Annotated in this window: 17 protein-coding genes and 1 tRNA gene; 6 read left to right on the forward strand and 12 right to left on the reverse strand. The window is 70.3% G+C overall.

Annotation, left to right across the window (positions count from 1 at the left end; genetic code table 11):
- The first annotated feature begins 4 nt into the window (after positions 1-4).
- Both Q1B24_RS14185 and Q1B24_RS14190 read left to right on the forward strand, forming a co-directional pair.
- Positions 5-1,861 (forward strand): hypothetical protein, encoded by a 1,857-nt coding sequence (locus Q1B24_RS14185; protein ID WP_299929819.1) that lies wholly within the window; start codon positions 5-7, stop codon positions 1,859-1,861.
- Positions 1,858-3,066 (forward strand): acyltransferase, encoded by a 1,209-nt coding sequence (locus tag Q1B24_RS14190; protein ID WP_299929822.1) that lies wholly within the window; start codon positions 1,858-1,860, stop codon positions 3,064-3,066. Before Q1B24_RS14185 ends, Q1B24_RS14190 begins: the two co-directional genes overlap by 4 nt.
- Here Q1B24_RS14190 and Q1B24_RS14195 read toward each other — a convergent pair.
- On the reverse strand, positions 2,955-6,998 hold the full coding sequence (locus Q1B24_RS14195; RefSeq protein WP_299929825.1) for an alpha-(1->3)-arabinofuranosyltransferase: 4,044 nt from the start codon (positions 6,996-6,998) through the stop codon (positions 2,955-2,957). The two genes, Q1B24_RS14190 and Q1B24_RS14195, sit on opposite strands and share 112 nt — an antisense overlap.
- A 41-nt stretch (positions 6,999-7,039) precedes the next feature.
- A complete protein-coding gene (locus tag Q1B24_RS14200; RefSeq protein ID WP_299929828.1) occupies positions 7,040-7,780 on the reverse strand; it encodes a class I SAM-dependent methyltransferase in 741 nt (246 codons plus the stop codon).
- 46 nt (positions 7,781-7,826) lie between these two features.
- On the opposite strand from Q1B24_RS14200, the gene Q1B24_RS14205 reads away from it, so the two are divergent.
- Positions 7,827-8,984 carry a glycosyltransferase family 4 protein gene (locus tag Q1B24_RS14205; protein WP_299929831.1) on the forward strand — a complete coding sequence of 386 codons (1,158 nt, stop codon included), beginning with the start codon at positions 7,827-7,829 and terminating at the stop codon, positions 8,982-8,984.
- Between the two features lie 31 nt (positions 8,985-9,015).
- Here the strand turns inward: Q1B24_RS14205 and Q1B24_RS14210 are convergent, their stop codons facing one another.
- Together Q1B24_RS14210 and Q1B24_RS14215 are read right to left on the reverse strand one after the other, a co-directional pair.
- Positions 9,016-9,171, reverse strand: a complete 156-nt coding sequence (locus tag Q1B24_RS14210; protein WP_299929834.1) for a hypothetical protein — start codon at positions 9,169-9,171, stop codon at positions 9,016-9,018.
- Between the two features lie 61 nt (positions 9,172-9,232).
- The gene (locus Q1B24_RS14215; protein WP_299929836.1) at positions 9,233-10,906 is read right to left on the reverse strand and encodes a hypothetical protein; all 1,674 of its coding nucleotides are present in this window, start codon (positions 10,904-10,906) and stop codon (positions 9,233-9,235) included.
- 58 nt (positions 10,907-10,964) lie between these two features.
- Here Q1B24_RS14215 and Q1B24_RS14220 point away from each other — a divergent pair, with 58 nt between their 5' ends.
- Positions 10,965-12,233: a polysaccharide biosynthesis protein gene (locus Q1B24_RS14220; protein WP_299929839.1), complete on the forward strand. Its 1,269-nt coding sequence runs from the start codon at positions 10,965-10,967 to the stop codon at positions 12,231-12,233.
- Here Q1B24_RS14220 and polA read toward each other — a convergent pair.
- On the reverse strand, positions 12,227-14,929 hold the full coding sequence (polA, locus tag Q1B24_RS14225; protein WP_299929842.1) for a DNA polymerase I: 2,703 nt from the start codon (positions 14,927-14,929) through the stop codon (positions 12,227-12,229). The genes Q1B24_RS14220 and polA overlap by 7 nt on opposite strands.
- Positions 14,930-14,971: 42 nt before the next feature.
- Between polA and Q1B24_RS14230 the strand changes: the two genes are divergently transcribed.
- On the forward strand, positions 14,972-15,412 hold the full coding sequence (locus Q1B24_RS14230) for a hotdog fold thioesterase (protein ID WP_299929844.1): 441 nt from the start codon (positions 14,972-14,974) through the stop codon (positions 15,410-15,412).
- 22 nt (positions 15,413-15,434) lie between these two features.
- On the opposite strand, the gene Q1B24_RS14235 is transcribed toward Q1B24_RS14230, so the two are convergent.
- From Q1B24_RS14235 to Q1B24_RS14265, 7 genes are all read right to left on the reverse strand, one after another.
- On the reverse strand, positions 15,435-16,004 hold the full coding sequence (locus Q1B24_RS14235; protein ID WP_299929847.1) for a GNAT family N-acetyltransferase: 570 nt from the start codon (positions 16,002-16,004) through the stop codon (positions 15,435-15,437).
- Positions 16,005-16,095: 91 nt separating this feature from the next.
- Entirely contained in the window at positions 16,096-16,803 is a 708-nt protein-coding gene (locus Q1B24_RS14240; protein WP_366916511.1) for an ABC transporter ATP-binding protein, read from the reverse strand.
- The gene (locus Q1B24_RS14245; protein ID WP_299929853.1) at positions 16,796-17,749 is read right to left on the reverse strand and encodes an ABC transporter ATP-binding protein; all 954 of its coding nucleotides are present in this window, start codon (positions 17,747-17,749) and stop codon (positions 16,796-16,798) included. Before Q1B24_RS14245 ends, Q1B24_RS14240 begins: the two co-directional genes overlap by 8 nt.
- A complete protein-coding gene (locus Q1B24_RS14250; RefSeq protein ID WP_299929855.1) occupies positions 17,742-18,881 on the reverse strand; it encodes a branched-chain amino acid ABC transporter permease in 1,140 nt (379 codons plus the stop codon). Before Q1B24_RS14250 ends, Q1B24_RS14245 begins: the two co-directional genes overlap by 8 nt.
- A gap of 61 nt (positions 18,882-18,942) precedes the next feature.
- Positions 18,943-19,914, reverse strand: coding sequence for a branched-chain amino acid ABC transporter permease (locus Q1B24_RS14255; protein ID WP_299929857.1), 972 nt, complete (start codon positions 19,912-19,914; stop codon positions 18,943-18,945).
- A gap of 105 nt (positions 19,915-20,019) precedes the next feature.
- Entirely contained in the window at positions 20,020-21,168 is a 1,149-nt protein-coding gene (locus Q1B24_RS14260) for a branched-chain amino acid ABC transporter substrate-binding protein (protein ID WP_299929859.1), read from the reverse strand.
- 198 nt (positions 21,169-21,366) lie between these two features.
- Positions 21,367-22,014, reverse strand: a complete 648-nt coding sequence (locus Q1B24_RS14265) for a response regulator (RefSeq protein ID WP_299929862.1) — start codon at positions 22,012-22,014, stop codon at positions 21,367-21,369.
- A gap of 37 nt (positions 22,015-22,051) precedes the next feature.
- Between Q1B24_RS14265 and Q1B24_RS14270 the strand changes: the two genes are divergently transcribed.
- Positions 22,052-22,134 (forward strand) — tRNA-Leu (locus Q1B24_RS14270).
- The last annotated feature ends 84 nt before the right edge of the window (positions 22,135-22,218 follow it).

The raw sequence follows: 22,218 nt of genomic DNA on the forward strand, positions 1-22,218 counted from the left end.
TGACATGATCCCCACCCGTGGGGGACCGATGAAGCACCGTGGCTGGGCATCCCAGCTCTCCGTCGCACGGCACCGGTCCTCGGTCGTCGCCGTCTGCCTGCTGCTCATCGCGGGCCAGTTGGTCCTGCGCGCGTGGGCGGTCTTCCCCAGCTTCTTCTACGCCGACGACTACGTCCTGCTGGCCGACGCCCGGGACCGCGGGGCGTCGGGAGCGGCCGGCTACTACCTGGCCGACTTCAACAGCAACCTGATCCCCGGGGTGAGGCTGCTCGCGGTCGCGGTCGAGCAGGCGGGGACCCTCGAGTGGACCCTGGCTGCATCCATAGCACTCGCACTCCAGGCCGCAGCCAGCCTCGCCGCGCTCGCCATGCTGCTCAGCCTGCACGGCCGGCGCTGGGGCATCGTCCCGCCGCTGCTGCTCTACCTCTTCTCCGCGGTGACCGTGCCGTCCTACATGTGGTGGATCGCCGCGCTGTGCCAGCTCCCGCTGCAGATCTGCTTCTTCCTCGGCGTGCTCACCTGGGTCGCCTACCTGCGGACCCGGTCCCTGCGCTGGCTCGCCGCGTGCGTGACGCTCGTCGTCGTCGGGCTCGCGTTCTACACCAAGTCCGCCCTCATCGCGCCGGTACTCGCCTTCCTCGCAGTCGGCTACTTCGCCCGAGGTCGCCTCCTCGAGCGGGTCCGCTCCACCGTCGCCGCCTACTGGCCCGCCCTGGTCGTCTTCACCCTCCTGCTCGGCGGCTACACCGCCTACTACCGGGTGACCGTCCCCCAGCCGTTCACGGACGAGGACGGCGCCCAGATGGGCCAGGTGCTCTCGTCGATGCTGGGCACCAGCCTGCCGACGTCGCTGGTCGGTGGTCCGTGGAGGTGGTGGGACACCACTCCCCCCGTCGTGCTCGCCCAGCCCCCCATCTGGGCCATCAGCCTCAGCAGTGTCGCCCTCGTGGTCCTGGCCTGCTACGGCTTCCTGCGGCGCACCCGCACGCTGCGAGCCTGGGCCATGCTGGCGGCGTACGCCGTGGCGCTCGCGGTCCTGCTCGGCGGCAGCCGCGGCCAGATCTACGGTGCGATCTCCGGTCTCGAGTTCCGCTACCTCACCGACGTGGTGTGCGCAGCGACGCTCGCCCTCGGTCTGGTCTTCCTTCCGCTCAAGGGCGCGGTCGAGTCCTCGGAGGAGCGGACTGCACCCCTGCTGCTGTGGCACGCACCGCGGTGGGTCACGGTCGCCGCATGCGTCGCGGTGACGGTGGGGGGCGTGGTCAGCACCGTCGGATACGTCGGCTTCTGGCACCACGACAACGCGTCCGCGTCCTTCGTCGAGCGCCTGCGCGCCGACGTCGATCGGCTCGGCCCGGTCGACCTCGTCCCCCAGACGCTTCCCGACTCGGTGATGCCCGCCTACACCTCACCGATGAACCAGAGCCCCGACTTCGTCGACCTGCTCGACCTCCCGGTGACCTATCCCGACAGCAGCGACAGGATCGGGATGATCGACGATGATGGATCGGTGCACGGGATGACCATCGGACCCGGACCGAGGACGGCTCCCGGTCCGTCCGAGGGCTGCGGGTGGCGCATCGGCGAGCGCGGCCGCTCGCTCCGCCTCGACGGCACACCGGGATCGCAGATCGCCCCCAACTGGATGCGCATCGCCTACCTATCCAGCCAGGCGTCGGTCGCGCAAGTCACCCTCGACGGGACGACACGACAGGAGTCCGTGCGCCCGGGGCTCAACAACCTCTACCTGCGCGCGGAGGGTGACCCCGGCACGGTCAGGATCGACGGGCTCGAGCCGGGCACCACGCTCTGCATCGACGTCGTGGAGGTCGGCCCCCAGGTGTTGGGACCGGCCTGGTGAGCACGGTCGACCTGCGGCACCAGTTCCCGGTCCTCGACACCTGGCGCGCGGTCGGAGCGCTCGCGGTGCTGACCACCCACACCACCTTCCAGACCGGGACCTACCTGGGCAACGGGATCTGGGGAACGCTGCTGGCTCGGCTCGACGTGGGTGTGGCGATCTTCTTCGTCCTGTCGGGCTTCCTGCTGTCGCGACCGTGGTTCGCGAGGGCAGCGCTCGGGCTGCCGGCCCCCGACCGGAGCCGCTACTTCCTCAAGCGGTTCCTGCGCATCTACCCCGTGTACCTCGTCACGGTCGTGCTCGCCCTCACCGTCCTGGAGGAGAACGACGGCACCAGTGCGTCCACGTGGGTCGCCAACCTCCTGGTCGCCGACACCTACGTCCACGACCAGCTGCCACACGCCCTCACACACATGTGGAGCCTCACGGTCGAGGTCGGGTTCTACCTGCTGCTCCCCCTCCTGATGGCACTCTGCGTCGGCGCTCGACGCCCGACCCTCCATCGGCTGCGGACCCATCTGGTCCTGCTCTCCATGGTCGCGACGGCCGTCCTGTGGCACACAGTCCTGGTGGAGCAGCTCGACCCCCGCGTCGGCGGTGCCCCCGGGCTCTGGCTGCCGGGCTACCTGGGGTGGTTCGCCGCCGGGATCTGGCTGGCGCTGGCGCACGTGGACCTCCAGCAGGGGCGTTCGGGCCTTGTGCTCGACCAGGTCGCGCGGCTCGGCGCGCTGCCCGGGACCTGCTGGGTGATGGTCGCCGGGCTCATGCTGGTCGCGGCCACCCCCATCGCGGGCCCTGTCATGTTCGTCGCGGGCACGCCGGCGCAGACCCTCGTCAAGAACCTGCTCTACACCGCCATCGGAGCGCTGATCGTCCTCTCGGGCGTGCTGGCCCACCCGGAGCGCGGTTTCAGCAGGTTCTTGGCCTCGCGCCCGCTGCGACACCTCGGACACATCTCGTACTCGATGTTCTGCATCCACCTCTTCGTGCTCGCCCTCGTGTTCGAGCTCACGGCATACGACGTGTTCAGCGGCTCCGGGCTCCAGGTCTGGACGCTGACCCTGCTCGTCACGTTGGTCGCCTCGGAGCTGCTCTACAGGTTCGTGGAGAAGCCCTTCATGCGGCTCGCGGTGCGGCGCGCACCTGACACCTCGAGCGCCGCCAGTGCACACCCGGTCGAGAGGGCGACGACGCAGAGGAGCTGAGGCCAGGCGAGCTCGCCCGCCCATCCCTCGCTGGAGCCCCACGGCCGAGCGACGTACGCCATCCCGGACACCACCAGCGGAGCGGTCAGCACGAGCGGCGCGGCGCCGGGCAGGTATCTCCTGCCTGCCAGGGCCAGCAGCACGCCGAGCACCGCCGCCCCGACGCCCGGCCATCCGGCGACCACGCCCGACGTCACGACAACGGCGCCCGTCCACGCGGCGAGCCCCGGTCGTCGCCCCGCCACCGGACGCAACCTCCCCACCGGAGCCCGGCTCGGGAGCACCGCCGTGACCACCAGGAGCAGGAAGGTCAGCAGCCCGAGTCCGAGCGCGGCGCGGTAGGCCAGATCGGGCGCGAAGTGGATGCGCAGGGCTCCCGCGCCGGGAGCGTCCCATCCTTGGCGCCACCCGTCGAACGTCAGGGGCTCGGCCGCTCGTCCGCCCCGTACGCCGTCCCAGCCGGCGTTGGTGTTCTCGCGCGTGGCGACGGCGGCGTCCCCGTCGTCGAGCGCGACCGTGCGGGAGGTGTCCTCGGTCATCGTCGTCGCGACGGGTGTCCCGAGATCCGTCTCGGTCCTGCCGAGCACCAAGGAGTCAGGGACGAACGTCGACGAGGCCCGCATCTCGATCTCGTTGCGGCCTGCCCGCAGGTCGACCTCCTCGGCTCCGCACAGCTCCGCCTCGGCAGCGCCGGCGGCCGCGAGCGACCTGGGATCGACGCGCACCCGGGTCTTGTAGGTGCGGCTGTTGATCCGGAGGCTCGGCCCCACGCCGCAGTCGGACATGCGCGACGCGGCAGGAAGCCGCACTGGCAGGTAAGGCAGCCCCTCGAGCCGCAGCTCGGTGACACCCACCGGCACCGGCGTGGCCGTCCCGTCGAACGACAGGTCGGTCGCCGCCTCGGCCTCGACCACCTCGAGATTCAGCTCGGTCGTCCTGATGGCCGGAAAGCTGGCCCGGCCAGACTCCAGCTCAACGGCTCGCGACCCACCCGGCCACGTGAGGAGGAGGGACTGCGGCTCACGAGCAGCGACCTCGCGTGCGACGTCAAGGGCGACTCCCGTGATGCGTTGCTTCCCCAGCCATCGCACCCGCAGCTGCGGATTGACCTCGTCAGGGCCGGCGACCCACGTCGTCCCCGCGTCCCCGTCGATGGCAGCGAGCGAGCCGGCGCGAACATCCCGGACGGCGGCGCTGGATGTCGTGATCGCGACCGGCTGGTCCTTCAGCAGGAGCTCGTCGAGCTCCGGACCCGCGATCGGCGACACATCGATCCGGGGGAGGTGGGAGACCGCGTCCGGCAGCGTGACGACGCGCGAGAAGCCCCTCGGCTCCTCCTCGTCCGACGCCTTCTGCGGGGAGCAACGGACGTCACCCTCGACGACGGCGCACCCGGTCCGTGCGTCAGCGAGACGCCGCAGCACGACAGTGTCCGGACCATCCCACGACGGCGGCAGCGAGGGGGCGACCAGGTCCCGGCGCGTCTCGATCCCGAGGTCCACCTCAGCGAGCACGGTCTGGTGGAAGGGGCGCTCCGAGATGTCGTCGACACGGAGGTGGGAGACGCGTCCGGGAACGGCCACGGTGACCGTCTCTCCGGCGTCGATCCGCAGCGTCCCGCTGGACCAGTCCCCCGTCGACACGCGCAGCACCTCGTCGCTGCGCTCCCCCACGGTGATGGTCACCGTCCCCGGCTCGCGGGGGGTGTCCAGGTCGACACGCCACCAGGCCGGGTCACTGGTGCGTCCCGACCGCCACGCGGAACCGGCGAACCCGTCGATGGCCGCATAGGGCATCGCAGCGGGCTCGATCGCGCCGCCGGCGTCGACGTCGGACTGTGAGATCGACGCCGTGACACCCTCGACACCGGCCAGGGCGGATCGCGTCATCCACGACGCCGAGCCGTCGAGCATGTAGTCAGGGAAGCGGGCGACGCTGCGACGTGGCGCGTTCTCGCCCAGGACCTCGGACGTGGCGTCGTGCAGACGTCCGAAGGATCGCTCGACGCTGCGCAGCCCGTCGGTGAGGACGACCGGTCCCGGCGGCTCGGCGTCACCGAGGTCGGTGGCGAGTCGCACCGGGGCGTCGGTCACGACGCCGAGGTCCGCGAGGTCGACGAGGTCCTCGGGCCCGCCGACGACGGTGGTGGGCCGGCTGGGTGCCAACGTGGCGAACGTCGACGGGTCTGACACCTCGAAGACCTCGACGGCGGGGATCCTCGCCTGCCAGCCGCTACTGATCACGGCCTTGCCGATCTCGCCGTCGATCTCCGCGTCGCCACCCACCTCCGGGCCGAACGAGGCCACCCGCGTGAGACCAGGGCTCGAGGCGATGGCCTGGCGGACCAGCACCGGGTCCGGGATGTCCGAGGACCGGACGAGGTCGTTGCGGAGGACGAGGTGGCTCACCCCGGCGCGACGCAGGTGGTCGGTCAGTCCCGTACTGCCGTTGCCCTCGTTGAGGCGCCGCTCGACCTCGTCGAGCATGCGGATGTTGCCGGTGGGCGCGAGCGGGACTGCGTTGCGAACTGCCCACGGTGCGCCGGCAAGAGCCTGCAACGGCTCGTCGCGCGGGGTTCCCCAGACGTATGTCCCGAAGGAGCTGCCCGGCACCAGGAGGGCGACGCCGGCGTCCTGGCTCTCCGCGAGGAACGTCGCCGTGTCCGACCAGTACTGGGGGATCTCGCCGAATCCGCCCGACGGCGTGAGGCGACCGAGAGCCACCGGCGCGGCGGCCCCTGCGACCGCGATGACGAGGGTGCCGGCCAGGATCCGCCGATTGACGGGCGTCAGGACCTCGGCGCCGGCAGGTCGTACGCGCCGCGACCGGAGCTCGTCGATGACGAACGCCAGCCCGACCACCATCGGAAGCCGGATCACCGGGTCGAACTTGTGGACGTTGCGGAGCGGTGCGAGCGCGCCGTCGAGCCAGTCGCCGACGGGCTGGGCGAACCATCCCTGCACGGCGCCGAGGTGACCCATCGTCACGAGGACGAGGCCGACGCCGATGCCCGACCACAGGAACGTCTTGTGGTGGTTGCGCGGCAGAGCCAGACCGACGAGGCCGGCCACCATCAGGACGACGGAGTTCAGCACGAGGTAGGACTGGGTGATCAGGTCGTTGCCGGCGCGCGACCCCGCGTCGATGAACGGGATCCAGTTGGAGGTCCCCCGCACCGCGTCGAAGACCGTCGTCGGGAACGTGGTGATCGGCGCGGACTCGATGTAGTCGAGGAAGGGCGGGCTGAAGGAGCCCATGAGGAACAGCGGGACCAGCCACCACACCGTGCCCAGGAGGGTGGCGATCGGCCACCACGTCATGAGCTGCCGGCGTCGTGGCCCGCGCTCACGGGTCAGGAGCCAGATCGCACCGAGGGGGATCACGGCGAAGGTCGCCGCAGCGTTGACCCCACCCACCATCGCGACCGCCAGCCCGGCCAGGGCTGCTGCGCGCCGTGGCGATCCCCGGGTCGCGCCGATGACCAGCGGGAGGAGCACCCAGGGGGCGAGTGCACTCGGCCAGGCCTCGATGGAGATCGGTCCCAGGACGGTGAGCATCCGGGGAGAGAGCGCGTAGGCGAAGCCTGCCGTGATCGCAGCCAGGTCGGACCGGACGCCGAGGACGCGGACCAGCAGCGCCGCGCCCACCATCGCCACACACATGACCAGCGCTACCCACAGTCGCTGGACCACCCAGCCGGGCAGGCCGAGCACGTCCCCCAGGAGGAAGAAAGGACCCATGGGCCACAGGTAGCCGTAGGCCTGGTTCTGCAGCTGGCCGAAGGCTCCCTGCGCGTCCCACAGGTGGCTCGCCCGGGCCAGGAAGTCGGCCGGGGCGACGGCGAGGTCCAGCTTGGTGTCGGGCACCAGGAGCCCTGCCGACTGGGTCAGCGCCAGGCCGACGAGCACGACGCACGCGCCGACGAGCCGCACGCCGAAGGGAGACCGATCACGTTGAGACCCGCCCGTGGCGTTCACCGCTTGCGCAGCACGAGCACCAGGTTCCACGTGACGACCTCTCTCACTCCCGGGACGTGCAGCAGCCAACGACTCCACCAGGGGTTGTAGCGCGGCAGCACGTGCACCACGTCTGCTTCCTGCTGGGTGCGCGCCCATCGCAAGCCGTCCGCGACCGAGACTGCGAACAACGACTCACCGAACTTGTTCTTGGGTTCGTGACCGTGGCGTCGGGCGTAGCGACGCCGGGCCCGGCGCCCGCCCAGGTAGTGCCAGGGCGCCGTCTCGTGGCCGCCCCACGGACCCCACCAGGTGGTGTAGCTGATGAAGACCAGTCCACCCGGCCGGGTGACGCGCACCATCTCGGCCGCCATCCGCCACGGGTGTTCGACGTGCTCCAGGACGTTGGACGAGTAGCAGACGTCGACCGCCGCGTCGCGGAACGGCAGCTGCATGCCGCTGCCGAGGACGGTGCGGGCGTCGATCGAGCCGGCGCCGGCGAGCTCTCCCACGTCGGCGTCGAGGGCGACGTACGACGCGCCTGCCGCCTCGAACGCCTCCCGGAAGTAGCCGGGACCGCCACCCACGTCGAGCATCAGCTGGCCCGACAGGTCGTGGTACTGCGACACCTGATCGGCGGAGTCGCGGGCGAGGGCGGTGTAGAACCGGGCCGGGTCGGACTGCTCGTGACCGAACTCCCGGAACAGCCGTAGCGACCGGGAGAGGTCGGCGCGCCACGGCGGGGTCCTCGTCAGCACCCGCAGACCCTAACCGACAAGTGACTCGGCGGTAGGGTTCTCGCCGATGACCGACCGACACGAGCTCGCGGGGCGCCACGTCGCCTTCTTCAGCTGGCGCGACACCCACAACCCCGAGGGCGGCGGCGCCGAGCGCTACCTCGAGAAGATGGCGCGCGGGCTGGTCGAGCGCGGCGTCCGCGTCACCATCTTCTGCGCCGCGCACGCGGCCGCGCCCCCGGAAGAGGTCGTCGACGGCATCCGGTTCGTCCGGCGCGGGTCCAAGCTCACCGTCTACTCGGAGGGGTTCACGGCGCTCGCGCGAGGCAGGCTCGGTCCGGTCGACCTGGTGGTCGACGTCCAGAACGGCCTGCCGTTCTTCACCCGTGCCGCCACGAAGGCACCCGTCGTCGTGCTCGTGCACCACGTGCACCGTGAGCAGTGGCCCGTCGTCTACCCCGGGCTCGTCGGCAAGGTCGGCTGGGCGGTCGAGCACGCTCTCGCTCCCCGGCTCTACCGCTCGTGCCAGTACGTCGCGGTGTCGCGCGCCACCCGTGACGAGCTGGTCCCCCTCGGCGTCGACCGCCGACGCATCGCTGTCGTGCACAACGGCACCGACCCGATCGTCGCGGCGGGGGTCGGGAAGTCAGCCCACCCGACGATCGCGGTGGTCGGACGGCTGGTGCCGCACAAGCAGGTCGAGCACGCGATCGATGCGGCCCTCACCCTGCGCCACGACCACCCCGACCTGCGCCTCCACGTGGTGGGCAGCGGGTGGTGGGAGGCCGAGCTGCACCGCTACGCCACCGAGCGCGGCGCGGGCGACACCGTGGTGTTCGAGGGCCACGTCGACGAGACCCGCAAGCACGAGGTCTACGCGCAGGCGTGGGCGCTGGCCCTCCCGTCCCTCAAGGAGGGCTGGGGGCTCGTCGTCGGCGAGGCAGGCATGCACCGGACACCGACCGTGGCCTACGGGTCAGCGGGCGGCACCCGGGAGTCGATCGCCCACGACGTGTCGGGGCTGCTGGTCGACCAGCCGCAGGAGCTCGTCGACGCGCTGCGCGACCTGCTCGACGACGCCGGGCTGCGAGGCCGACTCGGCGACGGAGCACTCGAGATGAGCCACCGGTTCACGTGGGAGCACGCCCAGGAGTCGTTCGCCCACGTCGTGGCCGCCGTCCTGCGCGGGGAGCGCGTCGACGCCCAGGATCCCGACGCCGGGTGACCCCGCGTGGCGGAGGCCGGTCAGGCAGCCGTCACTCGGTTGCGCCGTAGTTGAACTCCGGCGTGTTGATCGTGCCGGGCGACTGCTCCGGCGCACTGGTCTGGCTCGTGACGACACCGGTGAGCGTGGCGACGGCGAGACCGCCACCGACGAGGATGCTGACGATCGGCGCAATGATTGAACCCATGACTCCGGTGACCTCCTAGGCGATGCCTGCAAGGTACCAGCCAGTAGCCAGTTCTGCGCAACTATCGCGTCGCCCGCCGGCGACGATCCCGCATCCACTGCACGAAGGCGATGACCGCGAGGCCGATCCAGCCGCCCCACGCCAGTGACATCACGGCCATCCACGCGGCAGGCGCGCGGGGCTCCGGCGCCGCGGGCCCGAGGTCGATCAGGATCAACCCGGCGAGCTGCCGGACGACGTCGCCCTCGACGTCAGGCACGTCCACGTCCGGGAGCTGCTCGGCGAGGACATACCGGATGCCCGCATCGCGCAGCCCGGCAGCCCGCTGGCGTTCGTCCGGTGCCTCCAGGGCGCGTCGTACGTCAGCGGCCCTCGGGTCCTCCCCGGCGAGCGGACGACCGTCGACGACCAGCCGGTCCTCGACGACGACGCGGCGGGACAGGTAGCGGCCGAGCGGCGCCAGCACCGGCCGACCGTCGTTGTTCCAGGACGGGGCGCGATAGCTCTGGAAAGGCAGCAGGACGACATCGCCCTGCGGGAGCGACCGGAGCTCAGCGGCCAGGTCTGCGTACGGCTCCGGGTAGTCCACGGCCGCCACGCGTCCGGAGAGACCGAGCGCCGCGTCCGGCAGGAGCGCGACCGGGAACAGGACGCAGGCCATCGCGATCATGGCGCGGGAGAACGCGTCCGGGAGCGCGTGCACCAGGACCTCGGCGCCGCGCCCCGCCAGCACGGCGGTCAGCGGCGCCGCCAGGGCGAGCATGCGGGAGCCGTCCCGGAGAAGCCCCGCTCCCGGAACCGTGCTGGCCAGCCACCCCGTGACACCCGGCAGCGCCCAGGTCGCCACGGTCAGGCTCAGACCCACGACCCAGCACGCCACCAGCGGGCGCCGCAGCCCGGCCGGTACCTGCGACCACCCCCGGCGGACGGCCAGCACCGCGAGCACCGCCAGGACGACCGTCATGACGACGCCCAGCGCGCCGGACCGCGATGGGAGCACCACCTGGGCGTTCCAGGTCCCGCCGAGCGACAGGAAGGCCAGCGGTCCCGGGAGGAGCCCCCCGCCGCTCGGCGCGAAGACGTCCGCGCCGTCGGCGCTCGATGTCGCGCTGCCGGCGTGGAGCAGCCCGGAGGCCAGCCAGGGCAGGTTGGCCAGCACGAGCATCCCCGCCAGGGCGAGCCAGCGACGACGACCCCGTTGCGCGGCAGCCGCGCACGCGGCGATCGCCGTGACGATCCCGGTCGACGCGCTCAGGCTTCCGAGGATCAGGAGGACCGGGAGCCTCGCCGGGAGCACGCCTGACCGGCGCCACTCGGCGCCCGCCAGCAGCACCCACGGCAGGACTCCGTAGCCCACCAGCACCGGCCAGTGTCCGATGGCCAGCCGCTCCACCACGAACGGGTTCCATACAGCGACCGACGTCGCCACCAGACGTGCCACGACGCCGGGGCCGACCAGGGCGGCCGCGCCCGAACCTGCTGCCACCAGCGGCACCACCAGCACCAGCTTCTGCAGGAGCATGCCCCCGAGCGCCTCGTCGAGGACGGCCACCACGGCATCGGAGGGGACGGCTCTCGGGAGCGCGGTGCCGAGCCCGAGGGCATCCGCGCCGAGGCGGAGGTCCGGCACCCACACCATGTCGTAGCTCAGGACGTAGCCGGGACCGAGCGCGCCGCCGAGCAGCAGCACCGCGAGGACGGTTGCCCAGACCGTCGGCAACAGCAGCCCACGCATGCGTGGTGTCGCCCCATCGACCCGTGGTCCCACGGTGGGACACCTTAGGGTGTGCCGCATGCCCACACGACCCCACGACCGGTCGCGCGACCTGGCCGGTCCTCGTGGGGGACCCCGCGGCCTGCTGGCCGGGAGTGGGCAGATCGCGGTCGCAATGATGCTCATGAACGTCGCCACCTACGGGTTCACGATGGCAGCGGCCCGGATCATCGGTCCCGTCCCCTACGGCGCCTTCTTCGCGCTGATGAACCTCGTGATGATCCTCAGCGTCGTCATGCTCGGGCTCCAGGCGACCGCCGCGCGACGCATCAGTGCCGACCCCGCTCACGTCGGTCAGATCGAGCGCGAGATCCTGCGCTTGGCGTCACGCGCGTCGCTGGCACTGGGCGCCGTGCTGCTCCTCGGTGCCCCGCTCGTCAACCACCTGCTCGACCTGGACAGCATGCCGACGGCCGCGCTGGCCGCCGTCGCGGCCGTGCCGATGACGATGGCGGGTGCGCAGATGGGCATCCTGCAGGGCGAGAGGCGCTGGCGCGAGCTCGCGACCATGTACGTGCTCTCGGGAGTCCCCCGGCTCGTCATCGGTCTCGCACTGATCCTCTGGCGGCCCACGGAGTTCATGGCGTTCCTGGGGGTCGCGCTGGGCTTCTACGCACCGTTCCTCTACGGCCTCGTCGTCCTGCGGCACGCCCGCGAGGCCGGTGACGTCCACGCGCGTCACGGACTGCTCCCCGTCATCAGGGAAGCCGTCCTCAACTCGCAGGCGCTGTTCGCCTACCTGGCGCTGACCAACATCGACATGCTCGTCGGCCGTTCGGTGCTGGACTCGCACGACTCGGGCCTCTACGCCGCCGGCCTCATCGTCTCCCGCGCCGTGATGTTCCTTCCCCAGTTCGTCGTCGTCGTCGCGTTCCCGTCGATGTCGACGGGCCGCAACTCGTCACGCGCGCTGTCCGGCAGCCTGCTGGTCGTCGGCGGGCTGGGCGGGGCGTGCGTGCTCGCGACAGCCCTGTTCCCCGACCTCGTGCTCGTGTTCGCCGGCGGTCAGGAGTACGACGAGGTGAGCGGCCTGCTCTGGGTCTTCGCCGTGCTGGGCACGTGCATGTCGCTCCTGCACCTGCTGGTCTACTCGGTGCTCGCCCGCCAGGGCACGGTGTCGATGGCGCTGATCTGGGTGGCGCTGGGAGTGGTCGTCGCCCTGGCCACGACCATGGTCTCCACCGTCGGCGAGCTCCTCGCCGTCGTGCTCACCGTCGATCTCGCGCTCCTCGTGGTGCTGCTCCCCATCAGCTTCGTCAAGCTGAAGGAGCGCTCAACCGTTCAGTGAGCGGCGTCGTGCCAGCTCCGCCCGGTGCCGATGGAGACGTCGAGCGGCACGGCGAGGTCGGCGGCACCGCCCATCTCGGCGCGGACGAGCGCGGCGAGCGCTTCCTCCTCCCCCGGCGCCACCTCGAGGACGAGCTCGTCGTGGACCTGGAGCAGCATGCGCGAGCGCAGCCCCTGCTCGGCCAGCGCCTGCTCGACGCCGAGCATGGCGACCTTGACGAGGTCGGCGGCCGAGCCCTGGATCGGTGCATTGAGCGCCATCCGCTCCGCGGTCTCGCGGCGCTGGCGGTTGTCGCTGGTGAGGTCGGGGAGGTAGCGGCGGCGGCCCAGGATGGTCTCGGTGAATCCCGAGCGCCGGGCCTCGTCGACGATGCCGCCGAGGTAGTCGCGCACGCCGCCGAAGGTCTCGAAGTACTCGTCCATGAGGCCCTTGGCCTCCGAGGTGGAGATGCGCAGCTGCTGGGAGAGGCCGAACGCGGACAGGCCGTAGGCGAGGCCGTAGTTCATCGCCTTGATCTTGGCGCGCTGCTCGACGCTGACGTCCTCGGCGGCGACGCCGAACACGCGGGCGGCGGTGATGGAGTGGAAGTCCTGGCCGGAGCGGAACGCCTCGATGAGCAGCGCATCCTCGGAAAGGTGCGCCATGATCCGCATCTCGACCTGGCTGTAGTCGGCGGTCATCAGCGACTCGCCGGCCTCGCCGACCACGAAGCCCTCGCGGATGCGGCGACCGGCCTCGGTGCGGATCGGGATGTTCTGCAGGTTCGGGTCGGTGCTCGAGAGCCGGCCCGTCGCCGCGATGATCTGGTTGTAGGTGGTGTGGATGCGGCCGTCGGAGGCGACGGTCTTGAGCAGGCCCTCGACGGTCTGGCGGAGCCGAATCACGTCGCGGTGGCGGAGCAGGTGCTGCAGGAAGGGGTGCTCGGTCTTCTCGAAGAGCTGCTGCAGCGCGTCGGCGTCGGTGGTGTAACCGGTCTTGGTGCGCTTGGTCTTGGGCATGTCGAGCTCGTCGAAGAGCACCACCTGCAGCTGCTTGGGAGAGCCGAGGTTGATCTCCTTGCCGATCACGTCGTAGGCGTCGGTCGCCGCAGCACGCACCTGGTCGCCGAACTCGGACTCCAGGCCCTCGAGGTAGTCGATGTCGACGGCGATGCCCACCTGCTCCATGCGCGCGAGGGTCGCGATGAGCGGGAGCTCGACCTCGCGCAGGAGGCGGGTGCCGCCGTGCTCCTCGACCGCGTCGTCGAGCGCGTCCGCGAGGTCGAGGACCGCCCGCGCGGTCAGCATCGCGGTGTCGCTGGCCGTCGTGTCGTCCATCGCGTCGAAGCTGAGCTGGTCGGCGTCGACCGTGTCCTGGCGCAGCTCGCGCTTGAGGTAGCGCAGGGTCAGGTCGGCGAGGTCGTAGGAGCGCTGGTCGGGCTGGACGAGGTAGGCCGCGAGGGCGGTGTCGACCTCGAGACCGGCGAGCCCCCACCCGCGCGCGGCGAGGGCCAGGCTCGGCCCCTTGGCATCGTGGATCGCCTTGGGACGCTCCGGGTCGGCCAGCCACGCCGCGACGGCCGCGTCGTCGTCGGTGCTGATGTCGGTCACGTCGACCCAGGCGGCGTCGCCCTCGCGCGTCGCCACGGCGAGCGAGACGACCTCGCCCGTGCCGGCGCGCCAGCTGCCCTGCACGGACACCCCCACCCGCGTGCCGACGGGCGCGTGCTCCTCGAGCCAGGCGGCGGCCTCACCGGCACCCAGGCGGCGACCGTCGAGCTCGAAGCCGGACTCGGCCTCGACCGCGTCGCCCGGGTCGGGGTCGATCGTGTCGAGCAGCCGGGTGCGCAGCTCACCGCGGAACTCCAGCTCGTCGAGGAGCTCGAGGCCGGCGGTGCGGTCCCACTGCTGGCGGGCCATCCCCTCGGGGCGCACCGGCAGGGTCAGGTCGCGCACGAGCGCGTTGAGCCGACGGTTGCGGATGACGTCGCCGAGGTGGGCGCGCAGCGCCTCGCCCTTCTTGCCGGTGATCTCGTCGGCATGGGCGATCACGTTGTCGAGGCCGTCGTACTGGTTGATCCACCGCGCCGCGAAGCCCGGACCCACGCCGGGGACGCCGGGGAGGTTGTCGGAGGTCTCCCCCACGATGGCCGCGAGCTCGGGGTAGCGGTGCGGCGGGACGCCGTACTTGTCCTCGACGTAGGCCGGGGTCATCCGGGCCAGGTTGCTCACCCCCTGCATGGGGTAGAGCACGGTGGAGGAATCGGTGACGAGCTGGATCGAGTCGCGGTCTCCGGTGAGGATCAGCACCTCCATCCCGTCGGCGAGCGCCTCGGTCACGAGCGTGGCGATGATGTCGTCGGCCTCGTAGCCGTCCATCGACAGGTGCTGGATGTGCAGCGCGTCGAGGACGCGTCGGATCAACGGCAGCTGGCTGCTGAACTCGTCGGGGGTCTTGTTGCGCTTGGCCTTGTAGTCGCTGTATTCCTCCAGGCGGAAGGTCTGGCGCGACTTGTCGAACGCCACGGCCACGTGGGTGGGCACCTCGTCGCGCAGCACGTTGACGAGCATCGAGGTGAAGCCGTAGACCGCGTTGGTGTGCTGCCCGGAGGCGGTCGCGAAGTTCTCCACCGGCAGCGCGAAGAACGCCCGGTAGGCCAGTGAGTGGCCGTCCAGCAGCAGGAGGCGGGGGCGGGGCGTCTCGCTCGTCTCAGGCACCCGCCGACTCTATCCGTCACGACCGACAGCAGAATGGGCGCCATGACGACTCCACAGACTCTGGCCGGGATGAGCGTCGAGGAGCTGGTCGCGTTCCTCCCCCAGGGCAACGGCAGGCTCAACGACAAGATGGGCGTCCAGCTCGTCGAGGTGGCTGCCGAGCGGGTCGTGGCGACCATGCCGGTGGAGGGCAACACGCAGCCCTTCGGCCTCCTGCACGGCGGGGCGTCGGTCGTGCTCGCCGAGACCCTCGGCTCGATCGGGTCCGCCATCCACGCCTACCCCGCCAAGATCGCCGTCGGGGTGGACATCAACGCCACCCACCACCGCGCGGCCACCTCGGGCACCGTCACCGGCGTCGCGACGGCCATCCACCTCGGCCGGTCCTCGACGTCGTACGACATCGTCATCACCGACGAGCAGGGCCGGCGCGTGTGCACCTCGCGCATCACCTGCGCGCTGCTGGACGCTCCGACCGCCTGACGGGCGACCGGCGTCGTCGGTCTCAGCCCGGGACGCGCTCGCGGCGGATCCGGCGGGCGGCCAGCACGCGGTCGATCCGCTGCCGGCTCGTCGCCGCCTGGGTCACCTGGCGCGACTGCGGCAGGCGGGCGCGTACGGCACTGGTGGTGGCCGCGCGCAGCGTCGCCTGCGGCGTGAACGACAGTCGCGCCATGAACCGGTTGGCGTCACGCGCCTCAGCGGCCGCGGCCGTCTGGACGTGGCCGATGCCGTGCTGGTCGGCGAAGCGGCAGGCCGCCTCCATCAGCGCGCTGCCCACGCCCTTGCGGCGGAACCGGGTGAACACGTGCGGTGAGACCGCGAGGACGGCCGGCTCCAGGTTGAGGGGGGTGAAGGTCGTCGCCTCGAGGTAGACCGCACCGGCGACCTCGCCGTCGACCTCGGCCACGACGACGCACTGGTCGTCGCGGGAGTCGGCGGTGGCCACGATCCCGGCCACGTCGGCGAGCTGCTCGTCGAGCGCACCCCGGCGCAGGATGTCACTCCACAGCTCACGCAGGGAGGGGACGTCCGTGGCCTCGGCCACGCGTACGGTCACCGGCGTCCGACTCATCGACCCACCACTTCCTCGAGCATCCCACCGTGGCCCCCAGCCGCCCTCTCGCGGCACCACGCCGGGACAGACCCTATCCCCGTTGCCGGGATCAGGCTACGCCGAGGTAGGCCTCACGCACCGAGGGATCGTCGAGGAGCTCCGTGCCCGTGCCGGTCTTGACGATCTTGCCGGTCTCCAGCACGTAGGCGCGGTCGCTGCGGGTGAGCGCCTGCTTGGCGTTCTGCTCGACGACGAGGATCGTGGTGCCCTGCTGGGAGATCTCGGTGATGATGTCGAAGATCTGCTGGATCAGCATGGGCGCCAGGCCCATCGACGGCTCGTCGAGCATCAGCAGCTTGGGTCGCGACATGAGCGCGCGCCCGATGGCCAGCATCTGCTGCTCGCCGCCGGACATGGTGCCCGCGACCTGCTTCTTGCGCTCGAGGAGGCGGGGGAAGAGGTCGAAGACGCGGTCGTAGTCCTCGTCGAGGGCGTCCTTGTCCTTGCGGGTGTAGGCGCCCATGTTGAGGTTCTCGGTGACCGTCATGCCGGGGAAGATCCCCCGACCCTCGGGGCACAGCACGAGCCCCTTGCGCAGGCGCTGGTCGGCGCGGAGCCTGGTGACGTCCTCGCCGTTGAAGACGACCGACCCCGAGTGCAGCCCTCGTACGCCGGACAGCGCACGCATCGTCGACGTCTTGCCGGCACCGTTGGCCCCGATGAGGGAGACCACCTCGCCCTCCGCGACCTCCACGCTGATGCCGTGGAGGGCCTGGATCTTGCCGTAGCTGAGGACGGCGTCTTTCATCTCAAGCAGCATCGTCGGGCTCTCCCAGGTAGGCGGCGATGACCTTCGGGTTGCGGGCGACCTCGTCTGGCGTGCCCTCGGCGATCTTCTGGCCGAACTCGAGGACGATGATCCGGTCGGTGACCCCGAGGACCAGCTTCATGTCGTGCTCGATGACCAGCACCGTGTGGCCCAGGTCGCGGATGCGGCGGATGAGGTCCATGAGGTCCTCTTTCTCCGCGGGGTTGAAGCCGGCGGCCGGCTCGTCGAGGCAGAGCAGCTCCGGCTCGGTGGCCAGCGCCCGGGCGATCTCGAGGCGCCGCTGGTAGCCGTAGGGCAGGTTGCGCGACAGCTCGTGGGCCCGGTCGGCGATGCCGACGAACTTCAGCAGCTCCATGGCCCGGATGCGTCCACCGCGCTCCTCCAGGACGTGCCGGCTCATGCCGAACACCTTGGCGAAGGCGCGCTTGAACCCGTTGTCCGGGAGCTGGTCCTCCGTCGGCCTGACGCGGTAGGCGCGGAACAGCACGCCCAGCACGCTGGTCTTGTGGCGGGCGTCGCAGCCGACCAGCACGTTCTCGAGCGCCGACATCTCCGGGAAGAGCCGGATGTTCTGGAAGGTCCGAGCGATGCCGAGCTGGTTGATCTTGTGCGGCTTGGTGCCACTGATCACCTTGCCGTTGAAGCGCACCTCGCCGGAGGTGGGGGTGTAGACCCCGGTCATGACGTTGAAGCACGTCGTCTTGCCGGCACCGTTGGGGCCGATCAGGCCGAGGATCTCGCCCCGCTTGATCGAGAAGTCGACGTCGTTGAGCGCGACCACGCCGCCGAAGCGCAGCGTGACGTGGTCGATCTCGAGGAGGGTCTCCCCCTGGGGCCCGGCGTGGATGCTCAGCGCATCGTGGTCGGACGTGTCGGGGGCCACCTGGGCACCGGGGACGCTCGCCGTCCCGCCCTGCATCGTCTGGTCAGACATCGGCAGCAGCCTCCTCGGCCTCGACCTTGCGGTCCTCGAATTCTCGCGCCCTGCGTCTGCTCGGCACCAGTCCCTGCGGACGCAGGATCATGACGACGACGAGCGCGACGCCGAACGCGAACGGGCGCCACTCCTGGAACTCGCGGAACCGCTCCGGCAGGTAGGTGAGCAGGAACGCTCCGAGCAGCACGCCGTAGATGTTGCCCGACCCGCCGATGACGACCATCGCCACGAACAGGAACGACAGGTTGACCATGAACGCGTTGGGCTCGACGTACTGTTGCTTGCTGCCGAACAGCAAGCCGGCGAGACCACCGACCGAGGCGCCGATGGCGAACGCCCACAGCTTGAACTTGAAGGCAGCCACGCCCATGATCGCGGCGGCGTCCTCGTCCTCGCGGATGGCGAGCCAGGCCCGGCCCACCCGGCTGTGCTCGAGGCGGAAGGCCAGCCAGATGATGATGATGAGGATGGTCAGCGCCAGCCAGTACCACCGCTCGGCGTCGACGGTGTTGAAGAAGGCACGGCCGTCGGTCTCCGGACCGGGTGGGGTGGGGACGTTGGTGATGCCGGTCGCGCCGTTGGTGACGTTGTCCAGGTTGCGGGCGGTGATGCGGATGATCTCGCCGAAGCCCAGGGTGACGATGGCGAGGTAGTCGCCACGCAGGCGCAGCGTGGGCGCACCGAGGATCACGCCGGCGATGAGTGACATCGCGATCGCGATGGGGATGCACATCGCGAACGGCACGGCCCACGTCTCGGAGAGGCCGAACCTGTTCTGCAGTGCCTCCACCACCGGCGAGGACGGCGATCCGAACAAGGCGATCGAGTAGGCGCCCAACGCGTAGAAGCCGACGTAGCCGAGGTCGAGCAGTCCCGCGAAGCCGATCACGACGTTGAGCCCGACGGCCACGATCATGTAGACGACGACCAGGAACAGCACGCTGGCCCAGTCGGAGCCCCTCGAGGTGAGGTCGGTGCGGACGTAGGCGAACGGCAGGATGTTGAGGAACGGCAGGTAGAACGCGAATGCGATCACCAGCAGCATGCCGACCTTGCGTGCCCAGTTGGGAGCCTGAGCGATGCGGTCGCGAATGCTGAAACCGCGGATGGTGTCGAAGATCTGGCTCATGCGGGGTCCCCGTGGCGTTGTTCGGAGGAGCGAAGCGGAGGAGAAGAACGTCGTGGGGTGTTCATGCGCGTGCCTTTCCGAGCGACTCGCCCAGCAGACCGGTCGGGCGGAACATCAGGACCACGACGAGGACGACGAACGCCGTCACGTTGGCCCATTCGGAGCTCCAGATGGTCGACGCATAGACCTCGGCGATCCCGAGCAGCAGGCCGCCCACGAGGGCACCTCGCAGGTTGCCGATGCCGCCGAGGACCGCGGCCGTGAAGGCCTTCAGACCGATGATGAAGCCGATGTCGAACTTCGTGATGTCGTACTGGATCGTGTAGAGCAGCGCGGCCACGCCGGCCATCGCGCCACCGAGGACGAAGACCAGCATGATCACGCGGTTCTGGTTGACGCCCATGAGCGAGGCGGTGTCGGGGTCCTGCGCGACGGCGCGGACGCCGCGACCGAGGCGGCTCTTGTTCACGAACGTGTCGAGCGCGAGCATCATCAAGACGGCGCCCACGATGATGATGACGCGCGTGTTGGTGATGGTGAGGTCGATGCCCGGGATGGTGAACAGCTCCTTCGTCTCGAGAACGGAGGGGATGTTGACCGTGACTCGGCCGAACGGAGGGCCGAAGAACACCTCGAACACCTGGCCGAAGAGCTCCACGAGGACCATGGAGCACCCGATGCCGGTGATCAGGAAGATCAGGGGTGGCGCGCCCTTCTTGCGAAGTGGCCGGTAGGCGATGCGCTCGACCGCGAGCGCTGTGCCTGCCGATGCGACCATGGCCCCGACGAGTGCCAGGAGGGTGGCCGCGATGACGATCCCCAGTGACTCGCCGGCCCCCACGCCGAGGACGGTGTAGACGCCGAGGACCGCCCAGGTGCCCACCATGAACACCTCGGAGTGGGCGAAGTTGATCAGCTTCATCACGCCGTACACCATCGTGTAGCCGAGCGCGACGAGCGCGTAGATGGATCCGCGGGTGATGCCGTCCAGTGTGTGACGGTCCAACCCGCTGATCAGGGCATCGAAGTCCAACTCAGGGCCCTCCCTGGTCTGGGCCCGGTCCGGGCCATGGATCGGGGGCGGTCAGGCAAGCAAGCCCGACCGCCCCCGTCGTACTACATGGTCAACCCGTGCGGATCAGGGCGTGACTTCGACCTCGGGAACGAGGGTGCCACCCTCGTTCTTGTAGGCCCAGTAGGAGACGTTCTCCTGCGGGACGTCGCCGTTCTCGTCGAACGCGATCTCCTTCGACAGACCCTCGCCGGTGTAGTCGTCGACGAACGCCTCGACGTCCTCGCGGGTGCGCGCACCGTCGTCGAGGGCGGCCAGGAAGACGCTCATCGCGTCGTAGCCCTCGGCGGCGTAGGCGCCGGGGGCGGACCCGAACTCCTCCTCGTAGTCGGCAGCGAAGGTGCTGTCCTCCTCGATGGGGGCGCAGGGGCACATCACGACGGCGCCCTCGCCGGCCGCGCCGACCGCGTTGCCGAAGTCGGCACCGTAGAGACCGTCACCACCGACGAACGGAGCCTCGATGCCGGCGTCCCGGATCTGCTTGAGCAGCGGCGCCGCCTCCGCGATGTAACCGCCGTAGAAGATGGCGTCGGGCTCTGCGGACTCCATCTTGGAGATGGTGGGCGCGAAGTCGGTCTGGCCGACCTCGGTCTTGTCGCGCTGGACCATCGCGTCGCCGAGGGTCTCCTCGACGCGGTCGGCCAGCGGCTCGCCGTAGGCCTCGGAGTTGTCGACGACGAACACCTTGCTCGCGCCGACCTCGTCGGTGAGGTAGTTGGCGATCGCCGCACCCTGGTAGTCGTCGTAGGGGACGAGGCGGTGGAAGACCTCCACCGGGTCCTCCTGGGTGAGGTCGGTCGCGGTGGCCGACTGGCTGACCATGGTCACGCCGGCGTCGTTGTAGATGCTCTTGGTTGCTCGGGTCTCACCGGAGAACGCGCCGCCGATGACGCCGATGAAGGTGTCGTCGCCCGCGATCTGGGTCGCGACCGGCGTCGCCTTGGCGGGGTCGCCCTCGGTGTCGAACTTCTCGAGGGTCACCTCGCATTCGTCGTTCTCCCACTGGTTGAGCGCGAGCTCGGCGCCGTCGACGGACGGGAGGACGATGCTGGCGTTGGCGCCCGAGAGAGCTCCCATCACGCCGATCTTGAAGTTGCAGTCCTCGCCGGACGCGTCGCCGCCACCATCGGTGTCGGTCGTTCCGCATGCGCTGAGCACCAGACCGGCAACAGACGCCATGGCGGCGACCTGCCACGTCTTGGATGAGCGGATCATGGACCCTCCGTAGTTCTCTGGGCTGTCCACCTCGGCAGCCTCGTGGCGGGAACCTAACACTCAGGATGTGGCCCAGGACACGATTGCGGGCCTTGAGTCTCCCGCCGTTGTCGTTTCGTGACCAACCGGTCTGTACCGGAAACACCGGCGAAACACGGAGTGCCTCCAGGCCTTGACGAGACCTTGAGGAGACGTGGGTCAGGAGGGGGTCGCAGGTCCCCCGGCGCCGTCGCCGAGCCCGGCCACGCCGTGCTCCACGACACCGTCGGCGACCTGCTTCATCGACAGCCGGAGGTCCATCGCGGTCTTCTGGATCCAGCGGAACGCATCGGGCTCGCTGAGCCCGAGCTTGTCCTGCAGCACGCTCTTGGCGCGGTCCACCGACTTGCGCGTCGCCAGCGACTCCTGGAGGTCGGAGACCTCACGCTCGAGGACGGTGATCTCGGCGTAGCGGCTCACCGCCATCTCGATGGCCGGCACCAGGTCGCCGCGCTGGAACGGCTTGACCAGGTACGCCATCGCGCCGGCGTCGCGCGCCCGCGCCACCAGGTCGCGCTGGGAGAACGCGGTGAGGATGACGACCGGTGCGATGCGCTCCCCCGCGATCGTCTCGGCCGCCGCGATGCCGTCGAGCACAGGCATCTTGACGTCGAGGATCACCAGGTCGGGCCGCAGCTCACGCGCCAGCTCGATCGCCCGCTGCCCGTCGCTGGCCTGGCCCACGACGTCGTACCCCTCCTCGCCCAGCATCTCGGCGAGATCCATGCGGATGAGTGCCTCGTCCTCGGCGATCACGACACGGCGTACGGCGTCTCCGGGGGTGCTGCTGTCCACGGGCTGGGTCACGACCTCAAGGCTAGTTCCGCTACGGTGTGGCCACCTAGCCGGGTTGGCGGAATGGCAGACGCTATGAGCTCAAACCTCATTGTCCGAAAGGGCGTGCGGGTTCGAATCCCGCACCCGGCACGCGATCGGTGTCGGTGCTCCAGCGACATTCGCGGCGCGCCGAACGTGGCTCAGCCACCGCTCGCGCGGTCGGGCCGAAGCGCT

The sequence above is a fragment of the uncultured Nocardioides sp. genome, assembly GCF_947488025.1.
In the GTDB taxonomy this organism is placed as follows: Bacteria; Actinomycetota; Actinomycetes; order Propionibacteriales; family Nocardioidaceae; genus Nocardioides.

Bases quoted from the DNA above. Each gene is read 5' to 3' on its own strand.
- Q1B24_RS14220 (WP_299929839.1), top strand. From the start codon at position 10,965: ATGCCCACACGACCCCACGACCGGTCGCGCGACCTGGCCGGTCCTCGT.
- Q1B24_RS14210 (WP_299929834.1), bottom strand. From the start codon at position 9,171: ATGGGTTCAATCATTGCGCCGATCGTCAGCATCCTCGTCGGTGGCGGT.
- Q1B24_RS14260 (WP_299929859.1), bottom strand. From the start codon at position 21,168: ATGATCCGCTCATCCAAGACGTGGCAGGTCGCCGCCATGGCGTCTGTT.
- Q1B24_RS14245 (WP_299929853.1), bottom strand. From the start codon at position 17,749: ATGTCTGACCAGACGATGCAGGGCGGGACGGCGAGCGTCCCCGGTGCC.
- Q1B24_RS14230 (WP_299929844.1), top strand. From the start codon at position 14,972: ATGACGACTCCACAGACTCTGGCCGGGATGAGCGTCGAGGAGCTGGTC.
- Q1B24_RS14215 (WP_299929836.1), bottom strand. From the start codon at position 10,906: ATGCGTGGGCTGCTGTTGCCGACGGTCTGGGCAACCGTCCTCGCGGTG.
- Q1B24_RS14235 (WP_299929847.1), bottom strand. From the start codon at position 16,004: ATGAGTCGGACGCCGGTGACCGTACGCGTGGCCGAGGCCACGGACGTC.
- Q1B24_RS14185 (WP_299929819.1), top strand. From the start codon at position 5: ATGATCCCCACCCGTGGGGGACCGATGAAGCACCGTGGCTGGGCATCC.
- Q1B24_RS14205 (WP_299929831.1), top strand. From the start codon at position 7,827: ATGACCGACCGACACGAGCTCGCGGGGCGCCACGTCGCCTTCTTCAGC.
- Q1B24_RS14250 (WP_299929855.1), bottom strand. From the start codon at position 18,881: ATGAGCCAGATCTTCGACACCATCCGCGGTTTCAGCATTCGCGACCGC.